We start from the raw sequence: 23,575 nt of genomic DNA, 5'->3' as shown, positions 1-23,575 counted from the left end.
TGCCGCAGTTTGGGAAGATCGCAATTAAAGTCTGACGTTATGCCTAATTACTGCACCACAGCAGCTTGTTCTTGCACTAACGGCTCAGAGCGGTAATTTTCACCGGCTAAAATATCGTAATGAATCACGGTGTCGTTATTGAATTTCGAGAAATCGTAGTAGACGGTGTAGGCGTTTGATTCTGGTTCCTTGATTTTAATTATATCATTTACGAAATAAAAACAAGTCATAGCTCCTGACCATCTATCTTTGCTTGCCCATTGCCAAATTTTGGCATTACATTCCTTTGCTTGTACGATTGAATTAATATCAATCGCCTTATCATAGCTATTTGTTGGAGAATAAATTCGCAATTCAGCAAAACCATTTTCATCAAAATCGTTGTACACATGAATAGAAACATCTCTTAAGGCAACCGTACACTGATTACTATCTACTACGGATTTATAAGGTAAACGCAATTCATAGCGGTTTGGTTCATCTGAATAATCATAGGTATATTTTTTATCAATTTTCCCTCCCTTGTGCGCTTTACGGCCAAACATATCATAGGAATAGGTTTTACATTCATCGCCCGTTACCCAAAATGCAGCCCATGCAACTATGTGAGCATCGGTTGGTTTTTTACCTGTGATCGTAATATAGGGTTCATCAGGTTCATCGCCCCAAATATTCGGTTGAATGCTTTGGTAATAATCGTATCCAAGAAAAACTAATACAATGAATAATACAACAATTGATATTCGTTTTTTCCTGTTGGCATTAGCGATAAATATCACTATTGCGGCCCTTTCTCTTTATCTAACGGCTCAGAGCGGTAATTCTCACCGGCTAAAATATCGTAATGAATCACAGTGTCGTTATTAAATTTCGAGAAATCGTAATAGACGGTGTAAGCGTTAAATTCTTCATCTTTAGTTTTTTTCTTTCCATCGACATAAAAATGACAACCAATGGCCCCTGCCCACTCTTTTCTTATACTTTTAAATATATCGCCATTGCAATCCTTTGCTTCAATCAAAGAACTAAATGGTAAAAATTTGTCGTCAGCTGAATTTGGACTATAAATTCTTAATTGAGCGAAACCAACAGTATCGAAAGCGTTATATGCCTGAACTATAATATCCCCAAGAGTAACATCACAGTTTAATGCGTCATAATATTTCTGGTAGGGAATTCTCAATTCATATCGGTTGGGATCCGCAGAAAAATCATAGGTGATATGTAAATCTACATTTGCCCCTTTTGACCATTTCACATTAGAAAAACTGAACGTACGCGCCTTACAGTTGCTTCCACTTGCTCCCCATCCAACCCAAGCATCTATTTTAGTATCGATAGGCTTTTTGCCTGATATAGTAATATAGGATTCATCAGGTTCATCGCCCCAAATATTCGGCTGAGTACTTTGATAGTAATCAAAACCGAGAAAAACGAATACAATGAATAATATAATAACTGATATTCTTTTTTTTCTTGTGAGGCTATTCAATAACTTCATTGCAGTTGTTCCTTAATTTCATCAGGTAATGTTTGCTGCGCTATTAATAGTTTTGCTAAAGGTAAACGCTGAGGGTCAGAGACTATCTGCTTTAGTTCACCTCTAATCTGATTACGGTTATCTATTAACCTATTTATAGAATTCATCTCGCTCATCAAACGTCCAATTCCCATAGCAGGAGTGCCATCTCCGATAGAACGAGCCCAAGTTTGTTTAACGGTGAGATAATTTTGCTGTAAAGTAGCAATTTCTTGATCGAGAGCTGATATCGCTTTTTGATAATGCGTCATTAAACTTTCATTACTTAAAGCAAGAAGCTGTTGCCATAAGTTAGGTACATAATGATCCATACCGTGCTCAGCAATCGATACTTCGGACAAATTATTTACCAGCGAGACAGAATCATTAGTGGCTAATTTTGCCATATCTAACATCGTCACTTGTGTTTGTCTGGGTGTTAATAGAATCTGATCTGGTTTTTGATAAGTCAGTAGCTGCGATAAATGACCATGGTGCAGATAATTATCATCGTCGTTATCGGTGAGCATTTTCTTAATCAATGTTATACCACTACTAAACACATCCGATTTATCTAGCCCCTCTGTAAGATCGGTATTTGCCCATGTCATGGGGATTTGAGCAACTCCATCATGGTTATTAACATGACGATAATGCAGAATATCCTGATACCGAGTAACAAAACTGCGTGTTCCTGTACGTGGCATTCCGTAAGTGTATAAGCGTAGCTGTGAAGAATTATAGGCGTCTTTAGTTAGCGCACTTAACAGCAGTGCCCCTGCACCACCTAAACTATGACCACAAAAATATAATTTCTTGCCCCCATGTTTATCTAATTCTTTCAGCATAATATCTAATAATGCCATAGCATATCGATAGAACCCCCGATGGATATAAGTCCCTCCAAATTCTTTAGGGGCAATTTGTGCTGCATCCAAGTCTGTTTTAACAAGGTCATTTATACCTGGCGAATTAAGTACAGCGTCAATGCCGTTAGCCACTTTAGTAATGATGAATTTTGAATTTGGATCAATGGCACTATCTTTATCGTAAAAACTCGGCTCAGTACCTCTAACCGAAACAATAGCTATTTCTTCATTGAACAGGATATAGCCTTGGGCATGTTTCTGGCGGTTATCGTAGTATTTAAAATTCAACGCTCTGCTGTAAGGTATTTCCTTGACAAGCCATCTCACTTTTTGATTACCAGACTGTATCGGCAACTGCCTAGACTTGAACTGATTTATAACTGTTTCGATACTCCCAGTACTGTCAGCCTCTGATTTTAGATCAATACTTTTTTTATCAGTCGCATAAGCCAATTTCGATAACAACGCAAAGGTATAACTATTCACCAAACTAAATTCATCGGTATCAATAATCACTGGCATATAACTGCGCAGTGCTTTGATTTCGAAAACGTAACTTTGGTTGTGGCTAAGGCTGAACCCTGCTTTTTCCGCAGAGGCATTGGTATCTATCCCTTTATGCTGCTCTTGCAAAAACTCATCTTGCGGGGCTTCATCCCAAAAATCACCTATGGTAGTGCTGTGATACCGTTTCGGGTTTTTCTCAGCAGCATCCAGCTCTGCCGATGCACGGATTTTCACTGGCGACTCTTGCCCTTCTTTACGGCTGGCGTACTTTTCGACTTCGCTTAACAAAGAGGCTTGGCTGACGGAAGCGCGCCATTCACCTGCGGCAATATTTGCAAATAATACTTTACCAGCGCTGGTGGTTTGCGTGTGTGTGTTGGAGGTAATTTTGTTCGTAATGGTGACGGCAAGGCCATCAATCGGTTCATCGTTTTCACTCATGAACTCCAGTTCCAACCAGTTTTTCTCGGGGTTGCACTGCACGCAATGGTTAAATGAATCCATGATTATCCCTCATGTTGTAATTGGCGACTTAAGGCATGCAGAGCGTATTTAATCTCTTCATTTTGATTGTCTTTGATCAGTTCTATCATGCTAGGCTGAGCCAAGTATTCGTTGCCCATAATCGCCGCGATGGCCGCACTCATCACACGATACGTTAAGGTTTGCTCAGCAGCAGAGAGAAACGGTGTGAGCATGGAAGCGATATCACTCCCTTGCGTAAGATGCTGGTCCATTGCATTGGGGAAATGCTGCCATAACCAAGATTCAAGGTTAGCTTTTAACAAAGGTAAGTTCTCTTGTTTATCAAGATGATGTGCTTTTATCACCCACCAAGAACCTTGCTGAGCATTAAATGGCGCGTGCGAGGTGTTGTCAAACGTGACTAAGTGGCCTTGATCTCGATCGTGGCCTTGGCCACCATTATCTAATGCAGCCAATTGATTGATATTGCCCAAAAACTGGTTCACTTCTGATTGGTCCATTCTCGCTAACATAGCAATAATGACCGACCTATCGTAAAAGCGAAACATTACTTCCTCGCCCTCTAATCCGGCAATTAATAAACTGCGAAGATGCTGCAAAACTTCATCACCCACGGCATGGCTTGACAGCCCAATACCCTGTTCAAGTAACGCTTCAGGGAGCGACAATACCGATTCAGAAACAGGGATTAACCATGGAGAGAGTGGCATCACCTCAGTAAACATTGCACCATAAAACAGAGGCACGGCCTCTTCAAATCCAAAGCCCCCATTTTGCTGTAAGGCCTGCTTGTGAAGCTTGCGATCAACTAACCAATAGCGATGATTTTGTTGCTGCTGAAACCAAGAGAGGATCATGACGGTTTCCCCTGCGTAGAGCATAATCTTACAGCTGGCATATGGGCTTGCTCTGCGTTTAATAACGCTTGGTAAGAAATGGTTCGAAGAGCGACTGGCATGGTTTGGTCCTTTTTCGTGAATCACATCGCATAATGTAATGCCTCACTAAGCAAAAGCAATGCCAGTGTTAAATTATTATATTTCAATAGGTTAAATTTGGCTTTTTGACTGATTGAGCAATAAATTGCTCCACTGGGCAAAAACTTGCTTAACCAAGCACGATCTGACCGAATTTTTGCTCGGCTCAGTACTCTCTCACCGACAAGAGATGTAACTGCACGAGCGTCGTCAATCCTAAGCCGCTCCACCTTTGCAGAACACGTAAAATTCACCGCACAGCTTAGATTCCAGCCTCGCCAATTAAATGTTAACATCATCACATCTAAAACTGCGGTGGTTATCAGTAAACCTTGTTGATGATTCTCATAAACATCAATAAAAACTCTCTTCCTCCACCAGCAGAATTTTTACATTAAAAGGCAGTTTTCAAATGGTTAACAACACAATTCAATGGTTTCCGGGACACATGCATAAAGCACGTAAGGAGATCGAAGAGGTCATTCCGCAAGTTGATGTGATTATCGAAGTGTTGGACGCTCGTATCCCGTTTAGCAGCGAGAATCCACTTATCTCCCATTTGCGTGGTAGTAAACCGTGTGTGAAGGTACTCAATAAACGTGACCTAGCAGACCCTGAAATGACGCAATTGTGGATCGACCATTTTGAGAAAGAACAAGGGGTGAAAGCAATGGCGGTAACCACGTCTAACCCTCAAGAAGTGCATAAGATCATGGAGCTTTGCCGTAAGTTGGCACCACATCGTGAAGAAGTGGGGAAAAATATTCGCACCATGATCATGGGTATCCCGAACGTAGGTAAATCAACCATCATCAATACGTTAGCCGGTCGCGCTGTGGCTCAAACAGGTAACCAACCCGCCGTTACTCGCCGCCAACAACGTATCAATTTGCAAAATGGCATTGTGCTGTCCGATACTCCGGGAATTTTATGGCCTAAAGTGGAAAACCCGCACAGTGGTTTTCGCCTAGCCGCAACGGGGGCAGTAAAAGATACTGCAATGGAATATGAGGATGTAGCCTTTTATACTGTTGAGTATTTAGCGCAAGCTTATCCTGAGCGTTTGCAAGAGCGTTATCAAATCGATGAGCTACCTCAATCTGACGTGGAATGGATGGAAGAAATTGGCCGCAAACGTGGTGCTCTGCGCCCCGGTGGCCGTATTGATCTACACAAAGCGTCGGAAATCCTGCTGCATGAATTGCGCCAAGGTATTCTCGGCCAAATTACTCTTGAACGCCCTGAAATGATCACCAAAGAGTTAGTGGAAGTGGAAGAACGAGCGGCCAGAGAAGCCGAGGAAAAAGCAGCCAAAAAAGTAGAGCGTCGTAAACGTTATTTGCGTAATAAGCGCTAAATTCCTCTCGGATCCCTTCTACGCTACACCTCATTTCTACTATTACCATCAGGGCGGTCAATGATCGCCCTTTTCATCAGAACAGACAACTGCATGCTGTTTGCTATTTCTAGCTGACATTATCATGACAAATCAATACAGGTTTTTATGCGCTACTTCTATAGCATGAAGGAACCTTCTGATGACACTCAAGTCATACCACCATTGTTTATTTTCTCCTTGATATGGAATTGCTCATGAAAAAGCGTTGGGCCATCGCGGTAATTAGCGCCGCCTTAATCAGCGGGGGCTATTACCTAACTACCAATAGCAATGAATCTCTCTCGGCTTTCCCCACTCTGACGGTCGAACAGGGAAATATTGCCAAACAGGCAATCGCTGTTGGCCAAATCGTGCCAGCTCACTCGGTATCTATAAAATCGCAAATTGAGGGGATTGTCGGTGAAATTTATCATCGGGTCGGTGAACAAGTTACCTTGGGCACGCCTTTGATCAAAGTACGTCCAAATCCAACACCGCAAGCGTTAACCGACGCAACCACCGCTTTAATGCAAAGTGAGGCGAGCTTAGATTCCGCCAAACAGACGCTGGCAAACTTGCTGCAGTTAGTTGAACAAAAGATTGTGCCGGAAAACTACGGTGAGCTAATCCAAGCAAAATCAGAGCTAAAATCAAAACAAGCCGAAGTGCAACAAAAAAGGCAGAACCTTGAGCTGATCCGCAGCGGTGAAGCATCGGTTGGCGATTCGAAACTCACGTCCACACTCGTCGCCCCCATTGATGGCACCATTTTAAACCTAAAAGTGGAAGTAGGAGAGCCGATCATTTCCACTGCCTCAAGCCAAGCGGCAACTGAAATGATGTCGATTGCCGATATGAATGACATGATTTTCAAAGGCAGTGTCAGTGAACATGATGCGGCGCAACTCGCCTCAGGGATGGCCGTCAACTTAACGTTAGCACCGTATCCAGAAGCAGAAATCAGCGGCGTATTAAGCAAAGTTGCGGTTCAATCTGATAAGTTGAATAACCCTAGTGATACTAAAACGACTAGCTTTGATAATGGATTTGAAGTGGAGATTAACCAGATTCGCTTTCCTGACAATATGGTGATTCGCTCGGGCTTTTCTGCTACCGCACAGATCACATTAAAGAGCGTGGAAAACGTCATCACCATTCCAGAACGCGCATTACGATTTAGCGGTGAAAAACCTGAAGTCTTGATCCCAGATCAGTCAGAACAAGGTTACCAAGTGCGCGCCGTAACCTTAGGTTTGTCCGATGGCATTAATGTGGAAGTGATTGCGGGTTTATCAGCGGACGATGTGATCATCGACAACAGTTTATTCGGAGGCAAAGATGACCACTAAGCGCCCTTTTCAACGTAATGCGCTAGCAGCCGCGCTAATGACGTTCTGTGGCGCGGTGACTTTTTCAGCTCACGCCATCACTATTGAACAAGCTTGGCAAGCCGCAAAAGCTTTTGACCCTACTTATTCACAAGCACAGATCCAATCTCAAATCAGTGAAACAGAGGTCCGAAGTACCAAAAGTGCCTTGCTGCCTTCTTTTAGTCTCAGCGCGGATACCTCATGGGATGACGATGGCAACAACACTAAAGGCTATGGTGCCACATTAAATCAAACCATTTGGGATAGCGCTAATTGGGCACAGCTCGACCAATCTCAAGCAAGCTATGTGGCATCACAATTAAAAGTGAAGACTGCACATAATGAGCTGGCTGCAACATTACTGTATGCCTATCTCGATCTCGCCAGCGCACAAGGCGATCGACAACTTGCTGAGCAAAAGTTCGTAGAAGGTGCAAAACTGCTGAAGATTACCGAGCAGCGCTACAAAGCAGGAAAAATTCGATCAACGGCATTGGAAGACATGCGTGCTAACCACGTCGATGAGCAAGCCGATATACTCAGTGCGCAAGCCGCTCTAGAAGAGAAAAAGTCAGCCCTTATCGCGCTCATCAATCAAGACCCACAGCACATCGACCAAATTAAAACGACCGACCTCATTGAACCGCCAATGCAGGTCAGCAGCGAAACTGAATGGTTAAAGCTTGCGCAGAATAACAGCCCTGAGTTATTGGCTGCCCAGCAGGAAGTCGCCGCTTCTGAATTTGGCCGAGATGCAGCCAAAGCCAAATATTATCCCACCTTATCTGGCAGTGTTTCTTACCAAGACAATGATCAGGGTCGAGATGGGGATCTCAGTGCTGGTTTAAGCTTAAAAATTCCGTTGGATTTGAATGGTTCCACGCGCGCCACGGTCGATCAGGCTGCGCTGCAAGTCTTAAGCGCCAAGCAAGTACTGCGCAAGGTAGATATCGAGATTAAACGCAAAATTCAAAGTGGCTTTAGCCAAATCCATTTGGATTGGCGACAAGTGGAGATAGCTCAGTTGCAAGTCCGCTCACGAGAGCGAGCATTAAAAAGTAAGCAAACGGTTTATGAGTCAGGAATGACTGAAGCTTCTGATTTGATTGACGCCCATAACGCTCTATTTAACAGCAAAAATAGTTTACAACGGCGATTGTACCAATATTGGAAGCAGCGGATTGGCCTGCTGCAAGCCGCTGGGCAGTTAGATGATGACGTGATCGCTTCGCTCTCTCAGGCACTGCACTCATGATCTCGAGCCTACAACAAGTCGTGCAAACGCTGCTTGCCCATCGGCTACGCAGCGCCCTCGCGGTCATTGCTATCGTTTGGGGTATTGTTTCGGTTTTAGTGCTCGTCGCCTTGGGCGAAGGATTTTATCGCATCAATACACAATCTTTCGCGCTGTTAATGAGCAACACGCAAATGGCTTTCCCCAGCCAAACCACCAAACCTTGGCAAGGGCTTGCGGCAAGACGAGCAATCACCCTCTCCGAGCCGGAAATGCGCGCTTTGGCACAGCACCCAAACATCAGCGCATTATCGGTTATCTACGGGAAATGGGATGCTAAAGTCACGAATGTAAAAGGCCGAACACTTCCCGGTTACGTCAGCGGGATCGACTCTCAATTTTTAGCATTGCGCAACTTGCAACTGACCGCGGGGTCACGCGGCATTCACGCCAGCGATCAGCAAAACCATTCCCGAATTGCGGTGGTTGGTTGGCAGTTGGCACAAGTTGGTCAGCTATCCATTGGTGATACGATCAAAGTCAATACCATTCCCTTCTCGGTTGTCGGTATTACTCAGCAGCAAGAAGGGGGCATTTCTATAAACAATGAAAACAGCCAAGTGATGATCCCAAGCAGCGCTTTTACTGATCTTTGGCAAAGTGAGCCTGAATTTTTCCTTGTGCAGCCCGCCGCAGGGATACCAGCAGCGGTATTGCGCATGAACATCCTCTCTTTCTTCGCCAAACAGAAACATTTTGATCCGAGCGATACTGAGGCCATAAACCTACCTGACTTCAGCAGCGGCGCTCAATTTTTCAATGCCTTGTTTCGAGGTATACAACTATTTTTAGGGGCAAGTGGAGCGATGACGCTTGCGGTCGGCGCTTTGGGCGTCGCCAATATCATGTTCCTTTCTGTCACGGAAAGAACGCGGGAAATTGGTGTGCGTTTAGCCATTGGCGCAACACCGAAGATCATTTTGCGCCAGTTTATTTTAGAAGGTGGGTTGCTAGTGGTATTAGGTGCAGTGTTCGGAATGCTCCTCTCCTATCTGGTGGTGCTATTACTGAATTACATCGGCTTACCTGATTGGCTCGGCGAACCAGTCATCACTGTGCCAGCTCTAGGCTGGTCACTGCTCGTCACCACGTTGTTTGCACTGCTGGCTGCTTATTTCCCAGCAAAGCGTGCGGCCAATCTCACCCCCGTCATCGCCTTAAGTGCGAGGGCTTAATAATGATGTTACCTATCAGGCAAATTTATCAAGAGATGGCGGCCGAAAAACTGCGCTTGCTACTCACTATTTTAGCGGTGGCTTGGGGCACACTTTGCATCGCCACCATGCTCGCAACAGGCGAAGGATTACGCCAAGGGCTTACACGCTCATCACAAAGTGGCAATGGCAATTTACTCTATGTGACCGGGGGTTATGCCAGCCAGACCGCCGGACGCTTTTTTGAAGGGAAAGCCCTCTCTTTGCAAGCGGATGATGTTGAGCTTGTTCGCGCACTGCCCTTTATCCAACGCGCTGAAGTCAGCGCACAATGGGATAAACGCGTCAGCAATCAAGACAATGGCACCTGGCAGCGCCCACTAGCGGTTAACCCAGAATATCAGTCCTTAACTGGTATTGAGATAGCCAAAGGAGGGCGATGGATCAACCCGCTCGATAATCAACAGCAGCGTAAAGTGGTTGTACTCGGTTATAACGCCGCAGTGCAATTGTTCAACTCTGAGGATGGTTGGAGTTGGCTGGAACCCCAGACGCTGAGCATAAACCCTGTAGGTCAATTGATAAAAATAGGTGATGAAAACTTTACCGTTATCGGCGTGATAGCGCAGACAAGTGCAGAGGTAGAACAAGGAACCCCTATTGACTACGCGGTATTTGTGCCTTTTCGCACTTGGCAACGTTTTAACCCCAACGCAGCGATTGCAGCGATCAATGTGCAGCTCAATGCCACGGTTGATCGCGAAAAAGCCGCGCAAGTGATTAAGCAAGTGATCGCCAGAAAGTACGGTGCCAGTGCTTCAGACACGCAGCTCTTGCAAGTCGAAGATATGCTATTGAGGCAAAAAAGCATGCGCCGTTTCTTATTCGGTCTACAAGGCTTTTTGGGCATTATTGGGCTTATTACCCTCGGCGTAGCAGGCATTGGTATTGCCAATGTCATGTACGCCACGGTAAAACGATCCACGCGAGACATCGGTGTACGAATGGCCGTCGGAGCTACGCCAACCACTATCAAACTCCATTATTTAGTGCAAGCCTTGCTCACGATGTCACTTGGCGGTTTAGCTGGCTTAGGATCCACTTACGGGCTGATCACCTTATTAAGATACGCTCCCTTAGAAGGCAATATGCTGTTTGAGCAATTAGGGAAACCCTTACCCGAACTGTCGTTTTCGATTGTCTTTCTTGTGATCGCGGCGCTGGCGATTGTCGGTGTGATTGCCGCGTGGTTTCCCGCCAATCGCGCGGCTAGCATTACGCCATTAGAGGCATTACAAAGTGAATAAACAAAACTTACCGAACCTTGTTCAATTGACCAATATCAGCAAGCACTATCGCAGTGGTGAAGAGTTGGTCAAAGCGTTAGACGGTGTTTCGCTATCGATTCAAAAAGGCGAATTTCTCTCTATTCTAGGGCCATCAGGCTCGGGTAAATCAACCTTAATGAATATCCTCGGTTGCTTGGATGTTCCTACATCGGGTGAATATCAGTTGGACGACAAGGCGGTCGCCTCGCTCAGCAGCCATCAATTGGCTCATATTCGTAATCAAAAAATTGGCTTTGTTTTTCAAAGTTTCAACCTGCTCGAATACGCTAATGCTCTCGATAACGTCGCCCTACCCTTGGTCTATCGCGGAGTAAAATTAAAAGAGCGCCGAGCACGTGCAGCAACACTATTAGAAAAAGTGGGGCTTGGCGATCGCATGCAGCATAAACCCAACCAGCTCTCGGGGGGGCAAAAGCAGCGGGTGGCGATTGCGCGCGCGTTGGTCAATGATCCGCAAATTATCTTAGCTGACGAACCGACAGGTGCGTTAGATTCAAAATCAGGCGCTGAAATTGAAGCCCTGTTCAATGAGCTTCATCAAGAAGGACGAACGCTTATTGTCGTCACTCACGATCTCGCATTAGCGAAACGAACTCACAGAATAGTGAATATCAAAGATGGGCAGATTTTATCTGATGAACGCGTTGATCACGCAACAAGGCAGCCATAAATAGCTCAACGCATTATAAGAAGTTATAAAGTGAACGAGAAAGACGAAGCCGTTCCAGTTCGCCTTTCTTAGTTCATTTTTTCTTTGTTCTTTCTTTGTTGGTTTTTTCTTTGGATCCTATTGAGAGATACCCGCCAATTTCAGCAATACCGCTTCGAGTTGATCCCATGGCATGAGCTGTGAGTCAATCACTTCTAAGCGTGATTCAAACCCTTCTAAGCTCATCTCATTCACTGAAACGACTCCTTGGTTGATGTTGAAGGCGTAACATCCTTTATCGGTATTGACGACCGCCTTAACACGCTCAGCGGTCAGGGCACTCAGCATAGAAAAAAGCTCATCAAAATCAAAATGGTATTCAGCGCCGATTAACCAACCACAACTGAAATAACCTTGGCCCCGATTTTCTTTGCGCACAAACGCTTTACCCGGCTGTAACGCAAACTGTGGTTCTAACGAAGCATGATGATGGTGATGCGCTTCAATATGAGTAGAAGCTGCGCCGTGAAGACGTTCAATATCTAATAATTCTAAAGGCAACTCACCTTGCTTGACTAACTTGCTAAAAATCTTCGCGGGTGATTGATCAGTCACCCAGTCATTAAACGCATCCACATCAGCACTAGTGCATTGATCCACTTTATTGCCAATCACCACATCACCACTGGCCAATTGGTCATTAAAATTTTGGTTGGATGTGTATTTTTCATTACGCAAGTTGCGCGGATCCACTAAAGTGATCGTGGCTTTTAAATCGACATACGGTGCATATTGATCAGAAGTTAAAGTTGCCACCACTTGCTTAGGGTGCCCAAGCCCTGTTGGCTCAATTAATAGACGATCGGGCTTTTGCCTAAGTAAGGCGTTAATTCCAACAGACATAGGAACACCCGCAGTGCAGCACATACAGCCGCCCGGTACTTCTTTGATCAGCGCGCCTTGGTCAGACATCATCGCCCCATCAATACCAATTTCTCCAAACTCATTGACCAACACCGCCCACTTTTCATCAGCAGGTTTATTCTTCAATAAATTCAAAATGGCCGTCGTTTTTCCTACACCAAGAAAACCGGTAATAATGTTAGTTGGTACTTTTTTTGTCATGTCAGCACTCCTTTTGCGGCAGTATATACCGAAATAAGAAGCCAGTGCATGGTTTGCCAGTTAGACAGGCAACAATGAGCCGAGGTACATAAACGACAAAAGGCGCACTACGGTGAGCGCGCCTTTCCCCTCGTAACTCAATCGTGAGTTCGCGAATCGGGAGGACTATAGATGCAACCCGATCATAAACGAGGACATAGAATTGAAATATTGCTGATTCCATCCAAATTGTAGGTAAGGCTTGAATTCCTCCCTGTACGATATCTGAATCTGCCTTACGTTTTAACTATGGTTCATTTGGCTGGCTTAGCAAGGTTCAATCTCTGTTTTTTTAACTCATTTTAAACTCAGATCTCGTTTTTAGTAGAGAATCTCTCCATCTTCCAGATATGGAAATCAACATTGCAGCTTTGACGCTATAGTTAATGGCTTTGGCGCGTATAATTCTGTAACAAAATATGTTCACATTTACCAATCGAGGCCCTTTTTTACATGACCAAAAGAGAGAGATTGAAACAGTCACTGCTTGCAAAAGTTCCAAAAGATACGATTAACCAATTTCTCTCTAAGGACAAAACACCACTCTCAATCCTTTTTCTTTCGCTCATTGTCGGTATTCTTGCTGGGATTGTTGGTACTTACTTTGAGGCCGCTGTGCACTTGGTTTCGGAAACACGCACCGAGTGGTTAAAAAGTGAGATTGGTAATATCTTACCCTTGTGGTTGGCCGCTTTTCTTATCAGTGCAGCGTTGGCGTTTATCGGTTATTTCCTTGTACACCGGTTTGCGCCCGAAGCCGCCGGTTCTGGCATTCCTGAAATTGAAGGCGCGATGGATGGTATGCGCCCCGTTCGTTGGTGGCGAGTACTGCCAGTGAAGTTTTTTGGCGGTATGGGCGCCTTAGGTTCTGGTATGGTTTTGGGACGTGAAGGGCCCACGGTTCAAATGGGGGGAGCCATTGGCCGAATGGTGTCGGATATTTTCCGCATCAAAAATGACGATACCCGCCACTCACTCTTAGCCTCTGGCGCAGCTGGAGGCCTAGCTGCCGCATTTAATGCGCCGCTGGCGGGCATCATGTTTGTGATAGAGGAGATGCGCCCGCAGTTTCGCTATACCCTCATTTCAGTACGTGCCGTCATTGTCTCTGCGGTGGCGGCAAATATCGTCTTTCGCGTGATTAATGGCCAACATGCTGTGATCCAAATGCCGCAATATCAAGCACCAGAGCTAGCTTCACTATGGCTGTTTCTGCTGCTTGGGGGACTGTTTGGTATTTTCGGTGTGCTATTCAACCGTTTAATCACACTATCACAAGATATTTTTGCCAGAATTCATCGCAATGATCGTAAGCGATATTTACTCACGGGTTCACTATTGGGAGGCTGTTTTGGCTTAACTTTATTGTATATTCCTGAATTGACTGGGGGTGGCATCTCACTAATCCCTAATATCACCAATGGTGACTACGGTGCCGCTATCTTGCTGCTTTTGTTCATTGGTCGTATTTTTACCACCTTGATCTGCTTTGGTTCTGGTGCTCCGGGCGGGATTTTTGCGCCAATGCTGGCATTAGGCACGCTGTTTGGCTACGCCTTTGGCCTGATTGCGCAAGAACTGTTACCACAATTAGCGATTGACCCAGGAATGTTCGCCATTGCAGGCATGGGTGCACTGTTTGCCGCAACGGTTCGCGCACCCATTACAGGTATTTTGTTAGTTATTGAAATGACCAATAATTATTATTTAATTTTACCGCTGATTATTACTAGCCTTGGCGCGGTTATTTTCGCTCAATTACTTGGCGGCCAACCCATTTATAGTCAGTTGCTCCATCGCACCTTGAAAAATGCCAAGCTGCAACAACAAGATCTTCCACCAAAAGAGTAATCGTGAGACTCATGAATATTGACTCCGCTGCGAATTGTTATGTCTAAGTAACAAATTAGAAAGTGAGATGTTGCACCACAACTCGATAAACTTGATAATGCGCTCGTTTGCTGGCTGCTAGAAATACATTATTCATTTTCTAGAGCAAATGATGACATGGAGTTTATCGTTGAACTGGAAAAGGTTAATTCAAGTACAAAGCACACCGCCCTCTCAAGCGGCGCTAGCATTAGGTGTGATCAGCCTCGGGCATGCGTGGGCACTTTATATTCCCTCGGTCGGTCTCATTATTCGCCCCTATTTGGCACTGCTCGGTGCATTATTACTGCTGCCTGTCTTGCTAAAATACCTCACCAGCTTCAAGACATTCATGGAGGACATTCGCCACCCTCTTTCAGGTAGCTTGATGGCTCCAATGAGCATGACTTTACTGATCTTAAGTGATTATCTCGCTTTAATTTCACCGCTCATTGCTTATCCTATTTGGTTTACCGCGCTCTTGCTGCACTTCACCATGATGCTGCTTTTCTTCAGTTTTCAGGCCATGAACTTTAAAATCAGCCATATTGTACCAAGCTGGTTTCTTTATCCGGTTGGGTTAATCAGTAGCTCGCTCGCTGGCACGCAATTTGGCCACACTGTCTTTTCAGAAACACTCGTCTCTGTCTGTATCGCTATCTATTTTTTTATGCTGCCGTTAGTGTTATATCGTTTGGTGTTTGCTGGAATGTTACCTAAACGCGCACGCCCAACACTCGCGATTATGGCTGCACCTATTAACCTCACCCTCGCGACGTATTTGGTCAACTTCCCTCATCCTGATCCAATATTAACAGGCGCACTGGCTGGCATTGCCATCACCATGACACTACTTATTTACCTTTGCTATATCCGTCTGCTCAGGCTCAAGTTTCAACCGTCTATTGCTGCTGTGACCTTCCCTTCTGTCATCAGTGCTATCGCCATGCATCGTTTAACCACCTTCTTTGAAGGACAGTACCCGCAATGGCACTGGTTACATCAATTTGGGTTATTTGAATTGACTATTGCTACTTTCTTAGTCGTTTGGGTTTCTATTGGTTATATAAAAATGTATTGGCCTGAATTATTTGCTAATAAATAAAAACCTAATATTTATCTTTAATTAAAAATTAATTAGGGCTGGATAAGCCTAGGCAATGACGAACAATATAAAAGACACTATACCTTAATTTGCAATAGTAGCCAAAATAATAAAAACTCACTCGTGACAATTTTAAATTAATATTCAATATATCCTTTGTCAGCTGGCATTTAATTAAAAACATATAAAGGATATAACCATGAATTCACGTAAGTGGAAACACGAACTACCGGCTTCTATACAATCTAGAATTGACTATTTCATCAATGATTTGATTAATGCAAATGCTAACGGAAAACACCTAGTCCTAGGGAAAAGACCAACAAAAAACGACATAGTGTTACAAAGTAATGATTATTTAAGCTTGGCTGATCATCCATTAATTAAAGCACGGCTGAAAAACGCCATCGATAAAACACATGATAGTGTTTTTATGTCCGCTATTTTCCTACAAGATGAAGAGTCTAAACCTTCATTAGAAACGAAATTTGCAGAATTTGTAGGCTTTGATAGTTGCCTTCTTTCTCAATCAGGATGGAATGCTAATACAGCCTTGTTGCAAGCCGTGTGCGGGCCACAAAGTAACGTCTACATTGACTTTTTTGCTCACATGTCAATGTGGGAAGGTGCTCGCTATGCTAATGCCAATATCCACCCATTCATGCACAATAATTGTGATCATTTGCAAAAACTGATCGCTCGACACGGCCCAGGGCTCATTGTGGTTGATTCGATTTACAGCACTATCGGTACTGTTGCACCACTCACCGATTTGGTCACTATCGCCAAAGAGTATGGATGCGCCATTTTAGTTGATGAGTCGCATTCACTTGGCACACATGGCGAAAAAGGTGCAGGACTTGTCAGTGAATTAGGGTTAACAGCAGAGGTTGACTTTATTACAGCTAGCCTTGCGAAAACATTCGCGTATCGCGCTGGCGCTATTTGGGCGAATAATAATGTGAATCACTGCATCCCTTTTGTGGGTTATCCCGCTATTTTTAGCTCAACTATTTTGCCTTATGAAGTCGAAGCGCTAGAAGCGACATTGGACATTATCAAATCAGCCGATTCTAAAAGAATTCAGTTGCACCGTAATGCACACACACTGCGTCGTGGACTAAATAGTATAGGGCTAAGCGTACGAAGTGAGTCCCAAATCATAGCGCTAGAAACCGGAGATGAACGAAATACAGAAAAAGTTCGCGATTATTTAGAAGAGAATCAAATATTTGGTGCTGTTTTTTGCAGGCCTGCCACTTCAAAGAATAAAAACATTATTCGGCTTTCGTTAAATAGTAATGTCACTGACTCACAAATTGACACCATATTAACCGTGTGTGAAAGGGCCCAAAATGATAGCAGTCTCTATTTCAAGTAAGTCACGCATCGACATACTAAACCAATGGTGCAATCTCAAATAAGAAGGATAAGGTAAGGAATAACCCTAGGGTTTACCTAGGGTTATTAAATCCAGTGACTTAATTTTTTTAACAATAGCGTTTTATCCGCTGGTTTTAAAACGTAATCATTCATTCCTGATGTACGGATTTTTTCTATCGTTGAAGGGCTATTGTCACCCGTGTGCCCAATAATAGGCACTTTACTGTAAGAAGCGGTGGATGAACGGATAGATAAAGTGGCCGAAATACCATCCATAATCGGCATTTCAATATCCATTAACACCAAGTCAATTGAATTATTGGCCAACATTTGTAATGCTAATTCCCCATCGCTCGCTTGCAGTACTTCATACCCTTGCTTTTCTAGCAACAGAGCGGTGAAGCTACGTAAGGAGTGGTTATCATCGACCAACAAAATTCGTTTTTCATAATCATATTGTTTTAACGGGATAGCATTTTTATCGGCAATAAGCTCTTCCGTTTCAAAGAGTAGTTCATCAATAATCGCCGATCCATCCAATAACAATTTGTGCTTTTCAATTGGGTAAATAGTTAAATGACGCTCCATCGTCAGCGCGTAACGCTGATTTTGGTCATATAAATAGCAAACTTTTGCTTGTGTAAAATGCAGTTTAGGTTCCAGTTTGGTTAAGTAATCCGGCGTTTCATCCAACGTTTGCAGATCCACAAAGATCAGATCAAACTCAAATTCAAACTCTTCTCGACGCAAAGCACTCTCAGGCTCTAAGACATTAAGCTGGAAACCAAGATAGAACGATTTCTCACTGAGATAACGATTCACTATGCTCGTTTTGCCAATATAAAGCAGAGATTTCGCCTTCATTAGATCGAGTTTAATATTAGCGACGGCTTGCGAATCATACTCGGGAAACGTTAAAGTAAACTCCGTCCACTCTCCAAGTTCAGAACGGCAGATAATATCCCCTCCAAAAGCATGCATTACTTTACGGCAAAAGGGTAACCCCAGACCATAGCTGCCATTTTTACCGAAGGTATAAAAGTCTTTAAAAATATCGTCCAGCAAATGAGGTTCAATACCAACACCATTGTCTTTCACTGTAATTTGGTGGCAATTCTCACTTGATTTCAAGGTGATATGGATATTAAACATATCGTTATTTTGATAGTAGAACGCATTCTTGAGTAGATTGTAGAGCACGTATTTTAACAGTGTACTGCTGCCTAAAAAATCAAAGTCATCCACCACCTTAAGAGTCACTGCCTGCCTGTCTTCTGGTCTTTTATAAGAAAAACTGCGCAGTGCCTCTTCTATAACAGGCTTTACAGCATGCTTTTTAAAGGTCGATGTTGAGACCCTATTTTGATCAATCGAAGTTAACAGCAAATCAATGGTCTCATTACCGGAGCGAATGACTTCATCAGCATCTCTTAATAGACCAGCAATCAGATCTAAATCTTTAGACGGTAGCATATAAGACTCTGATTTGGATGCAGTAGGATTGGGCAATACCGAACCCATTACTTCAATTGACGCTTTTAACGCACTTAATGGATTTCTCATTTCATGCGCAATCCCTGCGCCAAAAGACTTGGCAATCGACACCTTCGCTTCATGTTCAATTTGGTTACGAAAATAGAACAGGTTACCAAAAATGTAAGTAAATAGAAAAATCGGTACGTACGGCCATTCCACCATCACTCGCAGTTCCGCGTCCATTACGCCATAAGTCACAAAGTAAGCACATGCTAATGCAATGGCGGCTTGAATCAGCATGACTTTTGTTTCGTGGACTAAGAGGATATGGAGGAAAATAGACGCCATGAACGACATCGCCCAGATCGTTGACCAATCGTTCATCAGCATCATGTAGCCAAAGAAGAATGGCAAACAAAATCCTATTGAAAACAAGTAATAGTAAGGTAAGTAGTGCTGTAAATGTTTCGGCGTTGAATTGCGAAAAATAATCCCCGCAAATAAAATGGCGCAAATCGCCCGTAACTCCATACTTTCATAAGGTTGTGGAAAGAGATAAGTCCACACGTAATAATAAAGGGGAAAACCAATGAACCCCATCCATCCCACAAGGGTGAGGTTCGGCTCAGCGTACTGGTATATTTTTTTTACTACGTCCATGCAACCTTACCAAACTGATATATTCATTTTTATAATCATCATTATGCATAACCTGGTCTTTTTAAACGTCGAAGTGAGTCACACTCGCCACGCTATGCTTATTAATAACTAGCACAAGATAACCTACATTCCCATTCATTATGCAACAAGTCTTATTGAACTGCCGTTGTTTCTCGCCACATCGACATCAATGCGTAAGGCTATTTGCTCTTTCAGCTCGCTCACGTGAGAAATGATGCCGATCGTTCGGCCTCCTTGTTGTAAGTCGACAAGGGTTTGAATCGCCAAGTCCAATGACTCAGGATCTAAACTGCCAAAACCTTCATCGATGAACAGTGTATCCAGTTTAATACCGCCGCTGTATGATTGCACCACATCCGATAAACCCAGCGCTAATGACAACGCCGCCATAAAAGATTCACCACCAGACAAGGTCGCCACATCTCGCCATTTTCCGGTGTAGCCATCTTCGACCATCAGATCAAGCCCTGAACCCACATTACCTTTGGCGCGATCTTCTTTACGCTTGAGCAGATAACGCCCCTTACTCATGATCTGCAGCCTCATTGAGGCTTGGATCAGCACATCATCTAACAGCACGCCAAGAACAAAGCGGTGTAAACTCACTTTAGCGCCTGTTTTGCCGTTGGCGATATCGCTCAAAGTCCCAAATACTTGGTACTCTTGCTCTAAGGCTTCATTTTTTATATGTAAAATAGCGATTTTTTCTTTCACACTGGTTAAGGCATCCATTTTAGACCGTAACGTGCTCCATTGATCCAGTGCGCTTTGCTGCAACGCGGCCGTGGCCTCGACCGCGCTTGCATACTCAGCAAGATTGGGCTCACTTTTTTCACTCAGCTCACTGGCTAATGTTTGAAGCTGAGCGTTTAACGTCGTACTTCTTTCGTCAAATTGTTTGATCTGCTTTTCAAGCTGCTCGATCTGCTGTGAAGATAAACGTGCCTGTAAATAGTGCTCAGTATCGTCGAACTGGCTCTCAATCAGCGCACTGTGCCACTGCTGCTGTGACTGCGTAAACGCATTTTGCCAATGAATCTGGTGTTCGACCGCCGCCGCGAACGCCGCTTTCGCACCAGAAAAATCGGCGTTCGCTTGATTGAAGCGCGCTTTGGTTTCCGCATCTAAACGGTTGAGATTAGCCAATTGCAGCTCTAACTGGGTTAAAGATTCGTTCAAATGCAAACTGTCTTGATACAACTCCGGGATCCCTTGGCTTAATGCAGAAACTTCAGTCTGCTCTTTGGCAACCGTTAGGGTGGCTTGTTCGACTTTATGCTGCTGCGTTTCAGCATTTTGCTTAGCTTGTGCTAACTGCAGTTCTAATTTTGCCAATTGTTGAGCTAATTGCTCTGGATTGAGCGATTCAAGATGAGCAATGGAATGTTCAAGATCGCTTTGAGCTTGCTGCAGTTGCACTAAACTTTGCGTATTTCCAGATAATGACTCCCTCAAACTTGCCATCTCTTGCTCAAGCCGTGCGTATTGGGTCGCTCGTTGCTGTTGCTGTTTTAGCGTTTCTTGCTCTGTGGCCAGTTTGTTTTGCTGTATCGCTCTCGCCTGCTGCACTTGCGCCTTAGTCACCGTTTCTCCAGCATAACGCGCCAACTTAGGATGCTCGCAACTGCCACACACTGGGCACTCATCACCTTGATCCAAGGTTCGAGCCAGCTCGGCGGCTTGGTTGGTGTGCCAAATCAGCTCTAATTTATCGGCTTGCTGTTTCGCGTCCAACGTTGCGTGCTGTGCCAAATCAAACTGCTGCTGACTATGGCTCAGTGCAGTTTGCTCTGTGGCTAAACGCTGTTCAAGCTGCTGCTGCTTTAATAAGCGATCAATCTGCTGTTTGATGGTTTCAAGCTCTAAGCGCTGTCCTTTTAACTCAGCTAACTGTTGGTTGACTCTTTCGCACTCTTGACGCTTAAGCATAATTTGCTGCTCAAACTGCTCAACAGCGGCGTGCAAGTTGTGGCGATTTTGCGTCGCGAGCTCCACTTCACGTAAGGCTTGTTGCAGCGCTTTTTGATGATGCTCCCGTTCAACAAGCTTAGTTTTGATTAGGTTTAAGTCATAAATTTGTTGCATCAGATTCGGCACTATTTTGACTTTTTCTGCCGCGTCTTCTTGAGCCGCTTTGGCCTGTTGCCACTGCTGTTGTGACTGCGTAATCGCTTGTTCTTTTTCGACTTTTGCTTGGTTGGCCGCTTCTAACTGACGTTGTGACGATTGTAATTCGTAATAGGGTGAATCTAAGCGCGTAGCTTGCAAGGCTTGATGCCTTTGAGCTTTTACCGCATCGATGACTGACGATTGTGCATCGTGATCGGCTTTAAGTTGCACGAGTTGACGCTGCTCTTGAAATTGTTTAGCAAGGGTTTGCGCCGCTTTTTGCTCGCTGCTCGCTGCATCAAACCTTTGCTGGACATCTAGGTACGCTGCGTGAGCGGCCGTTAATTGGGGTGACAGCTCAGCAATACACGTTTCAAGGTGTGACTCGCTAGTTGCGTTCACGACATCCAATGCGCCTTTAATTTGGTGATCAAATTCTTCTTTCGCTTTGCGGATCCCCGCGGCTTTCTCAAACAGCGCTCGTTCAATTTGGCTATAAATGTGAGTTTGAAACAACTGACCAAAGATTTGCTCCCGCTCTTTGGAGTTGGCAGTCAGTAATTCACGAAATTTCCCTTGGGGGATGACCATCACTTGGCGAAACTGTTTTACATCTAAACCGATCAATTCCACCATGGCTTTACCGACAGGATTAGGCTTGTTAGCAAGCAATTTCATTTCGCCATCGACCCATTCAAACAAGCTCGCAGCATGGGATTTTTTTGTTGAGCCTTCACCGCGTTTTTTCGGCACTTCTTGGTCGGGCGAGCGATCAACTTGGTAGATTCGCCCGCCAAGCTCGAACTGGTAGCTGATTTCGGTGAGCGTGTGCGGGTCCGCGTAGTCGCAGCGCATTTGATCACCAGTGCGCTCACTGCCTGTCGTTTCACCATACAAAGCGTAGCAAATGGCATCGAGCAGTGAACTTTTGCCCGCTCCGGTTGGACCATTAATCAAAAATAGCGGCGAGGCACCCAAGGCGGTAAAATCCACCACTTCTTTATGAGCAAAGGGGCCAAATGCTTGCAGGGTCAATTGTATTGGACGCATTAGGCTTGGGCTCCCGGTTTTAGTGCTTGAATGACGTCGATCACCGCTTGCTCTTGCGCTGCGGTTAACGCTTCTTGCTTAGCTTCTAAGAAAAAATCGCGGAACATATCCACCTCACCGCGTGCCAAACGTGCACGCCCCATTGCTTGATCAACTCCCACCAACATGCCCGGTTTTTCTAAATGCAGTACGTTGGGGTAGGATTGACGCAGTTTTTCCATCGGGTCCAGTATCGCGTGTTTGTCGGTAAGACGAACCAACAGATAATCGTGGTTGTGTGGGTCTGTTTTGCCTTGCTCTATGATCTCCAGCAACTCACCTTCAATAATACGCATGCTATGAGGAGCAGTCAGTGGCACATGCGTGGCGCTGGCAAAACCTTGTTCATCAAATTCAACCAAGGTCGCTCCTTTCTTGTGGTGCTGCTCTGAAAAGCTGTATTTCATTAGAGAGCCAGAGTAACGGATATACTCTTCCCCCTTTTTCTGCGGTTGGTGCAGATGGCCGAGCGCAACATAATCAAAAGGTACAAAGTGTTGATGACTGACACGATCAGAACCGCCAATGGACAAAGGACGTTCAGAGTCAGATTCGATAGCGCCATCAACAAAGCAGTGGCCAATCATAACGTGACGTTGTGACGGATTCCACTGCGATATAATCTTCTCAATAAGGTATTGATGGGCTTCATCATGGCTGGTTACGGACTCTCCAAAGTGGTGGCGAACGACTTCAGGGTCGTTATAAGGCATACCATAAAATGCCACTTCACCAGCAGTGGCTGATTTTAGCACCACAGGCTGCATCATCTGTTCAAAATTGCTAATAATGTGCAAGCCCGAGTGTTGCATCTGCTTGGCCGCAAAGCCTAAACGCTTCGCCCCGTCGTGGTTACCGGGGATCATAATTAAGGGGATGGAAAGCTCGTTGCACACCCGGTTGACTATATCATCCATCAATTCAATGGCTGCCGTCGGTGGAACTGAACGATCGTAGATATCTCCGGCGACGATTAAAGCATCCACCCGATTGCACTGCAGATACTCAATCAATTGATTGAGTACTGCGCGCTGATCATCCAATAAAGAAACGTTATGAAATTGTCGACCGAGATGCCAGTCAGAGGTGTGCAGAAACTTCATTCCAACCCTAAAGATAGCGAAAATCAAAGTGCTTCATAATACGC

The 23,575-nt window shown here is 44.6% G+C and carries 17 protein-coding genes; 9 read left to right on the top strand and 8 right to left on the bottom strand.

From position 1 onward, the window contains the following. Window positions 1-47: 47 nt before the first annotated feature. Genes EXZ60_RS01675 through EXZ60_RS01660 form a run of 4 tightly spaced genes read right to left on the bottom strand, consistent with a single transcriptional unit; the run spans window position 48 to window position 4,262 of the window. Window positions 48-779 carry a hypothetical protein gene (locus EXZ60_RS01675; protein ID WP_017042920.1) on the bottom strand — a complete coding sequence of 244 codons (732 nt, stop codon included), beginning with the start codon at window positions 777-779 and terminating at the stop codon, window positions 48-50. Beyond that, window positions 779-1,501: a hypothetical protein gene (locus EXZ60_RS01670; RefSeq protein WP_017042919.1), complete on the bottom strand. Its 723-nt coding sequence runs from the start codon at window positions 1,499-1,501 to the stop codon at window positions 779-781. Before EXZ60_RS01670 ends, EXZ60_RS01675 begins: the two co-directional genes overlap by 1 nt. Next, window positions 1,498-3,399, bottom strand: a complete 1,902-nt coding sequence (locus EXZ60_RS01665; protein ID WP_277435178.1) for a lipase — start codon at window positions 3,397-3,399, stop codon at window positions 1,498-1,500. The genes EXZ60_RS01670 and EXZ60_RS01665 overlap by 4 nt, the downstream gene beginning before the upstream one ends. A gap of 2 nt (window positions 3,400-3,401) precedes the next feature. After that, window positions 3,402-4,262 (bottom strand): DUF4123 domain-containing protein, encoded by an 861-nt coding sequence (locus EXZ60_RS01660; protein WP_277435177.1) that lies wholly within the window; start codon window positions 4,260-4,262, stop codon window positions 3,402-3,404. A 508-nt stretch (window positions 4,263-4,770) separates the two neighbouring features. On the opposite strand from EXZ60_RS01660, the gene ylqF reads away from it, so the two are divergent. The 6 genes from ylqF to EXZ60_RS01630 all read left to right on the top strand — a co-directional run bounded on the left by ylqF (window position 4,771) and on the right by EXZ60_RS01630 (window position 11,573). Then, complete coding sequence (gene ylqF, locus EXZ60_RS01655; protein WP_277435176.1) at window positions 4,771-5,715, top strand: ribosome biogenesis GTPase YlqF; 945 nt, start codon at window positions 4,771-4,773, stop codon at window positions 5,713-5,715. Window positions 5,716-5,939: 224 nt separating this feature from the next. After that, complete coding sequence (locus tag EXZ60_RS01650; protein ID WP_277435175.1) at window positions 5,940-7,085, top strand: efflux RND transporter periplasmic adaptor subunit; 1,146 nt, start codon at window positions 5,940-5,942, stop codon at window positions 7,083-7,085. Beyond that, window positions 7,075-8,361, top strand: coding sequence for a TolC family protein (locus EXZ60_RS01645; protein ID WP_277435174.1), 1,287 nt, complete (start codon window positions 7,075-7,077; stop codon window positions 8,359-8,361). Before EXZ60_RS01650 ends, EXZ60_RS01645 begins: the two co-directional genes overlap by 11 nt. Then, window positions 8,358-9,575 (top strand): ABC transporter permease, encoded by a 1,218-nt coding sequence (locus EXZ60_RS01640; protein ID WP_277435173.1) that lies wholly within the window; start codon window positions 8,358-8,360, stop codon window positions 9,573-9,575. Before EXZ60_RS01645 ends, EXZ60_RS01640 begins: the two co-directional genes overlap by 4 nt. Before the next feature lie 2 nt (window positions 9,576-9,577). Next, complete coding sequence (locus EXZ60_RS01635) at window positions 9,578-10,861, top strand: ABC transporter permease (RefSeq protein WP_017046954.1); 1,284 nt, start codon at window positions 9,578-9,580, stop codon at window positions 10,859-10,861. Continuing rightward, complete coding sequence (locus EXZ60_RS01630) at window positions 10,854-11,573, top strand: ABC transporter ATP-binding protein (protein WP_017045357.1); 720 nt, start codon at window positions 10,854-10,856, stop codon at window positions 11,571-11,573. Before EXZ60_RS01635 ends, EXZ60_RS01630 begins: the two co-directional genes overlap by 8 nt. 117 nt (window positions 11,574-11,690) lie before the next feature. On the opposite strand, the gene EXZ60_RS01625 is transcribed toward EXZ60_RS01630, so the two are convergent. Then, complete coding sequence (locus EXZ60_RS01625; protein WP_010320211.1) at window positions 11,691-12,677, bottom strand: GTP-binding protein; 987 nt, start codon at window positions 12,675-12,677, stop codon at window positions 11,691-11,693. Between the two features lie 492 nt (window positions 12,678-13,169). Here EXZ60_RS01625 and clcA point away from each other — a divergent pair, with 492 nt between their 5' ends. The 3 genes from clcA to cqsA all read left to right on the top strand — a co-directional run bounded on the left by clcA (window position 13,170) and on the right by cqsA (window position 17,071). Next, window positions 13,170-14,567 (top strand): H(+)/Cl(-) exchange transporter ClcA, encoded by a 1,398-nt coding sequence (clcA, locus tag EXZ60_RS01620; RefSeq protein ID WP_013868492.1) that lies wholly within the window; start codon window positions 13,170-13,172, stop codon window positions 14,565-14,567. 148 nt (window positions 14,568-14,715) lie between these two features. Then, window positions 14,716-15,690 carry a TDT family transporter gene (locus tag EXZ60_RS01615; protein ID WP_013868491.1) on the top strand — a complete coding sequence of 325 codons (975 nt, stop codon included), beginning with the start codon at window positions 14,716-14,718 and terminating at the stop codon, window positions 15,688-15,690. Window positions 15,691-15,889: 199 nt separating this feature from the next. After that, window positions 15,890-17,071 carry an alpha-hydroxyketone-type quorum-sensing autoinducer synthase gene (cqsA, locus tag EXZ60_RS01610; protein ID WP_222715557.1) on the top strand — a complete coding sequence of 394 codons (1,182 nt, stop codon included), beginning with the start codon at window positions 15,890-15,892 and terminating at the stop codon, window positions 17,069-17,071. 86 nt (window positions 17,072-17,157) lie between these two features. Here cqsA and EXZ60_RS01605 read toward each other — a convergent pair whose 3' ends face one another. The 3 genes from EXZ60_RS01605 to EXZ60_RS01595 form a co-directional block, all read right to left on the bottom strand. Further along, complete coding sequence (locus tag EXZ60_RS01605) at window positions 17,158-19,209, bottom strand: response regulator (protein WP_277435172.1); 2,052 nt, start codon at window positions 19,207-19,209, stop codon at window positions 17,158-17,160. A 138-nt stretch (window positions 19,210-19,347) separates the two neighbouring features. Next, on the bottom strand, window positions 19,348-22,389 hold the full coding sequence (locus EXZ60_RS01600) for an SMC family ATPase (protein ID WP_277435171.1): 3,042 nt from the start codon (window positions 22,387-22,389) through the stop codon (window positions 19,348-19,350). After that, window positions 22,389-23,531, bottom strand: coding sequence for an exonuclease SbcCD subunit D (locus EXZ60_RS01595; protein ID WP_115340064.1), 1,143 nt, complete (start codon window positions 23,529-23,531; stop codon window positions 22,389-22,391). Before EXZ60_RS01595 ends, EXZ60_RS01600 begins: the two co-directional genes overlap by 1 nt. Window positions 23,532-23,575: the final 44 nt, after the last annotated feature.

The organism is Vibrio sp. 1151_11 (assembly GCF_029478525.1).
Taxonomy (GTDB): Bacteria; Pseudomonadota; Gammaproteobacteria; order Enterobacterales; family Vibrionaceae; genus Vibrio; species Vibrio anguillarum.
Note: the sequence above shows the minus strand (reverse complement) of the source record. Positions and strands in the feature narration are given on the sequence as shown.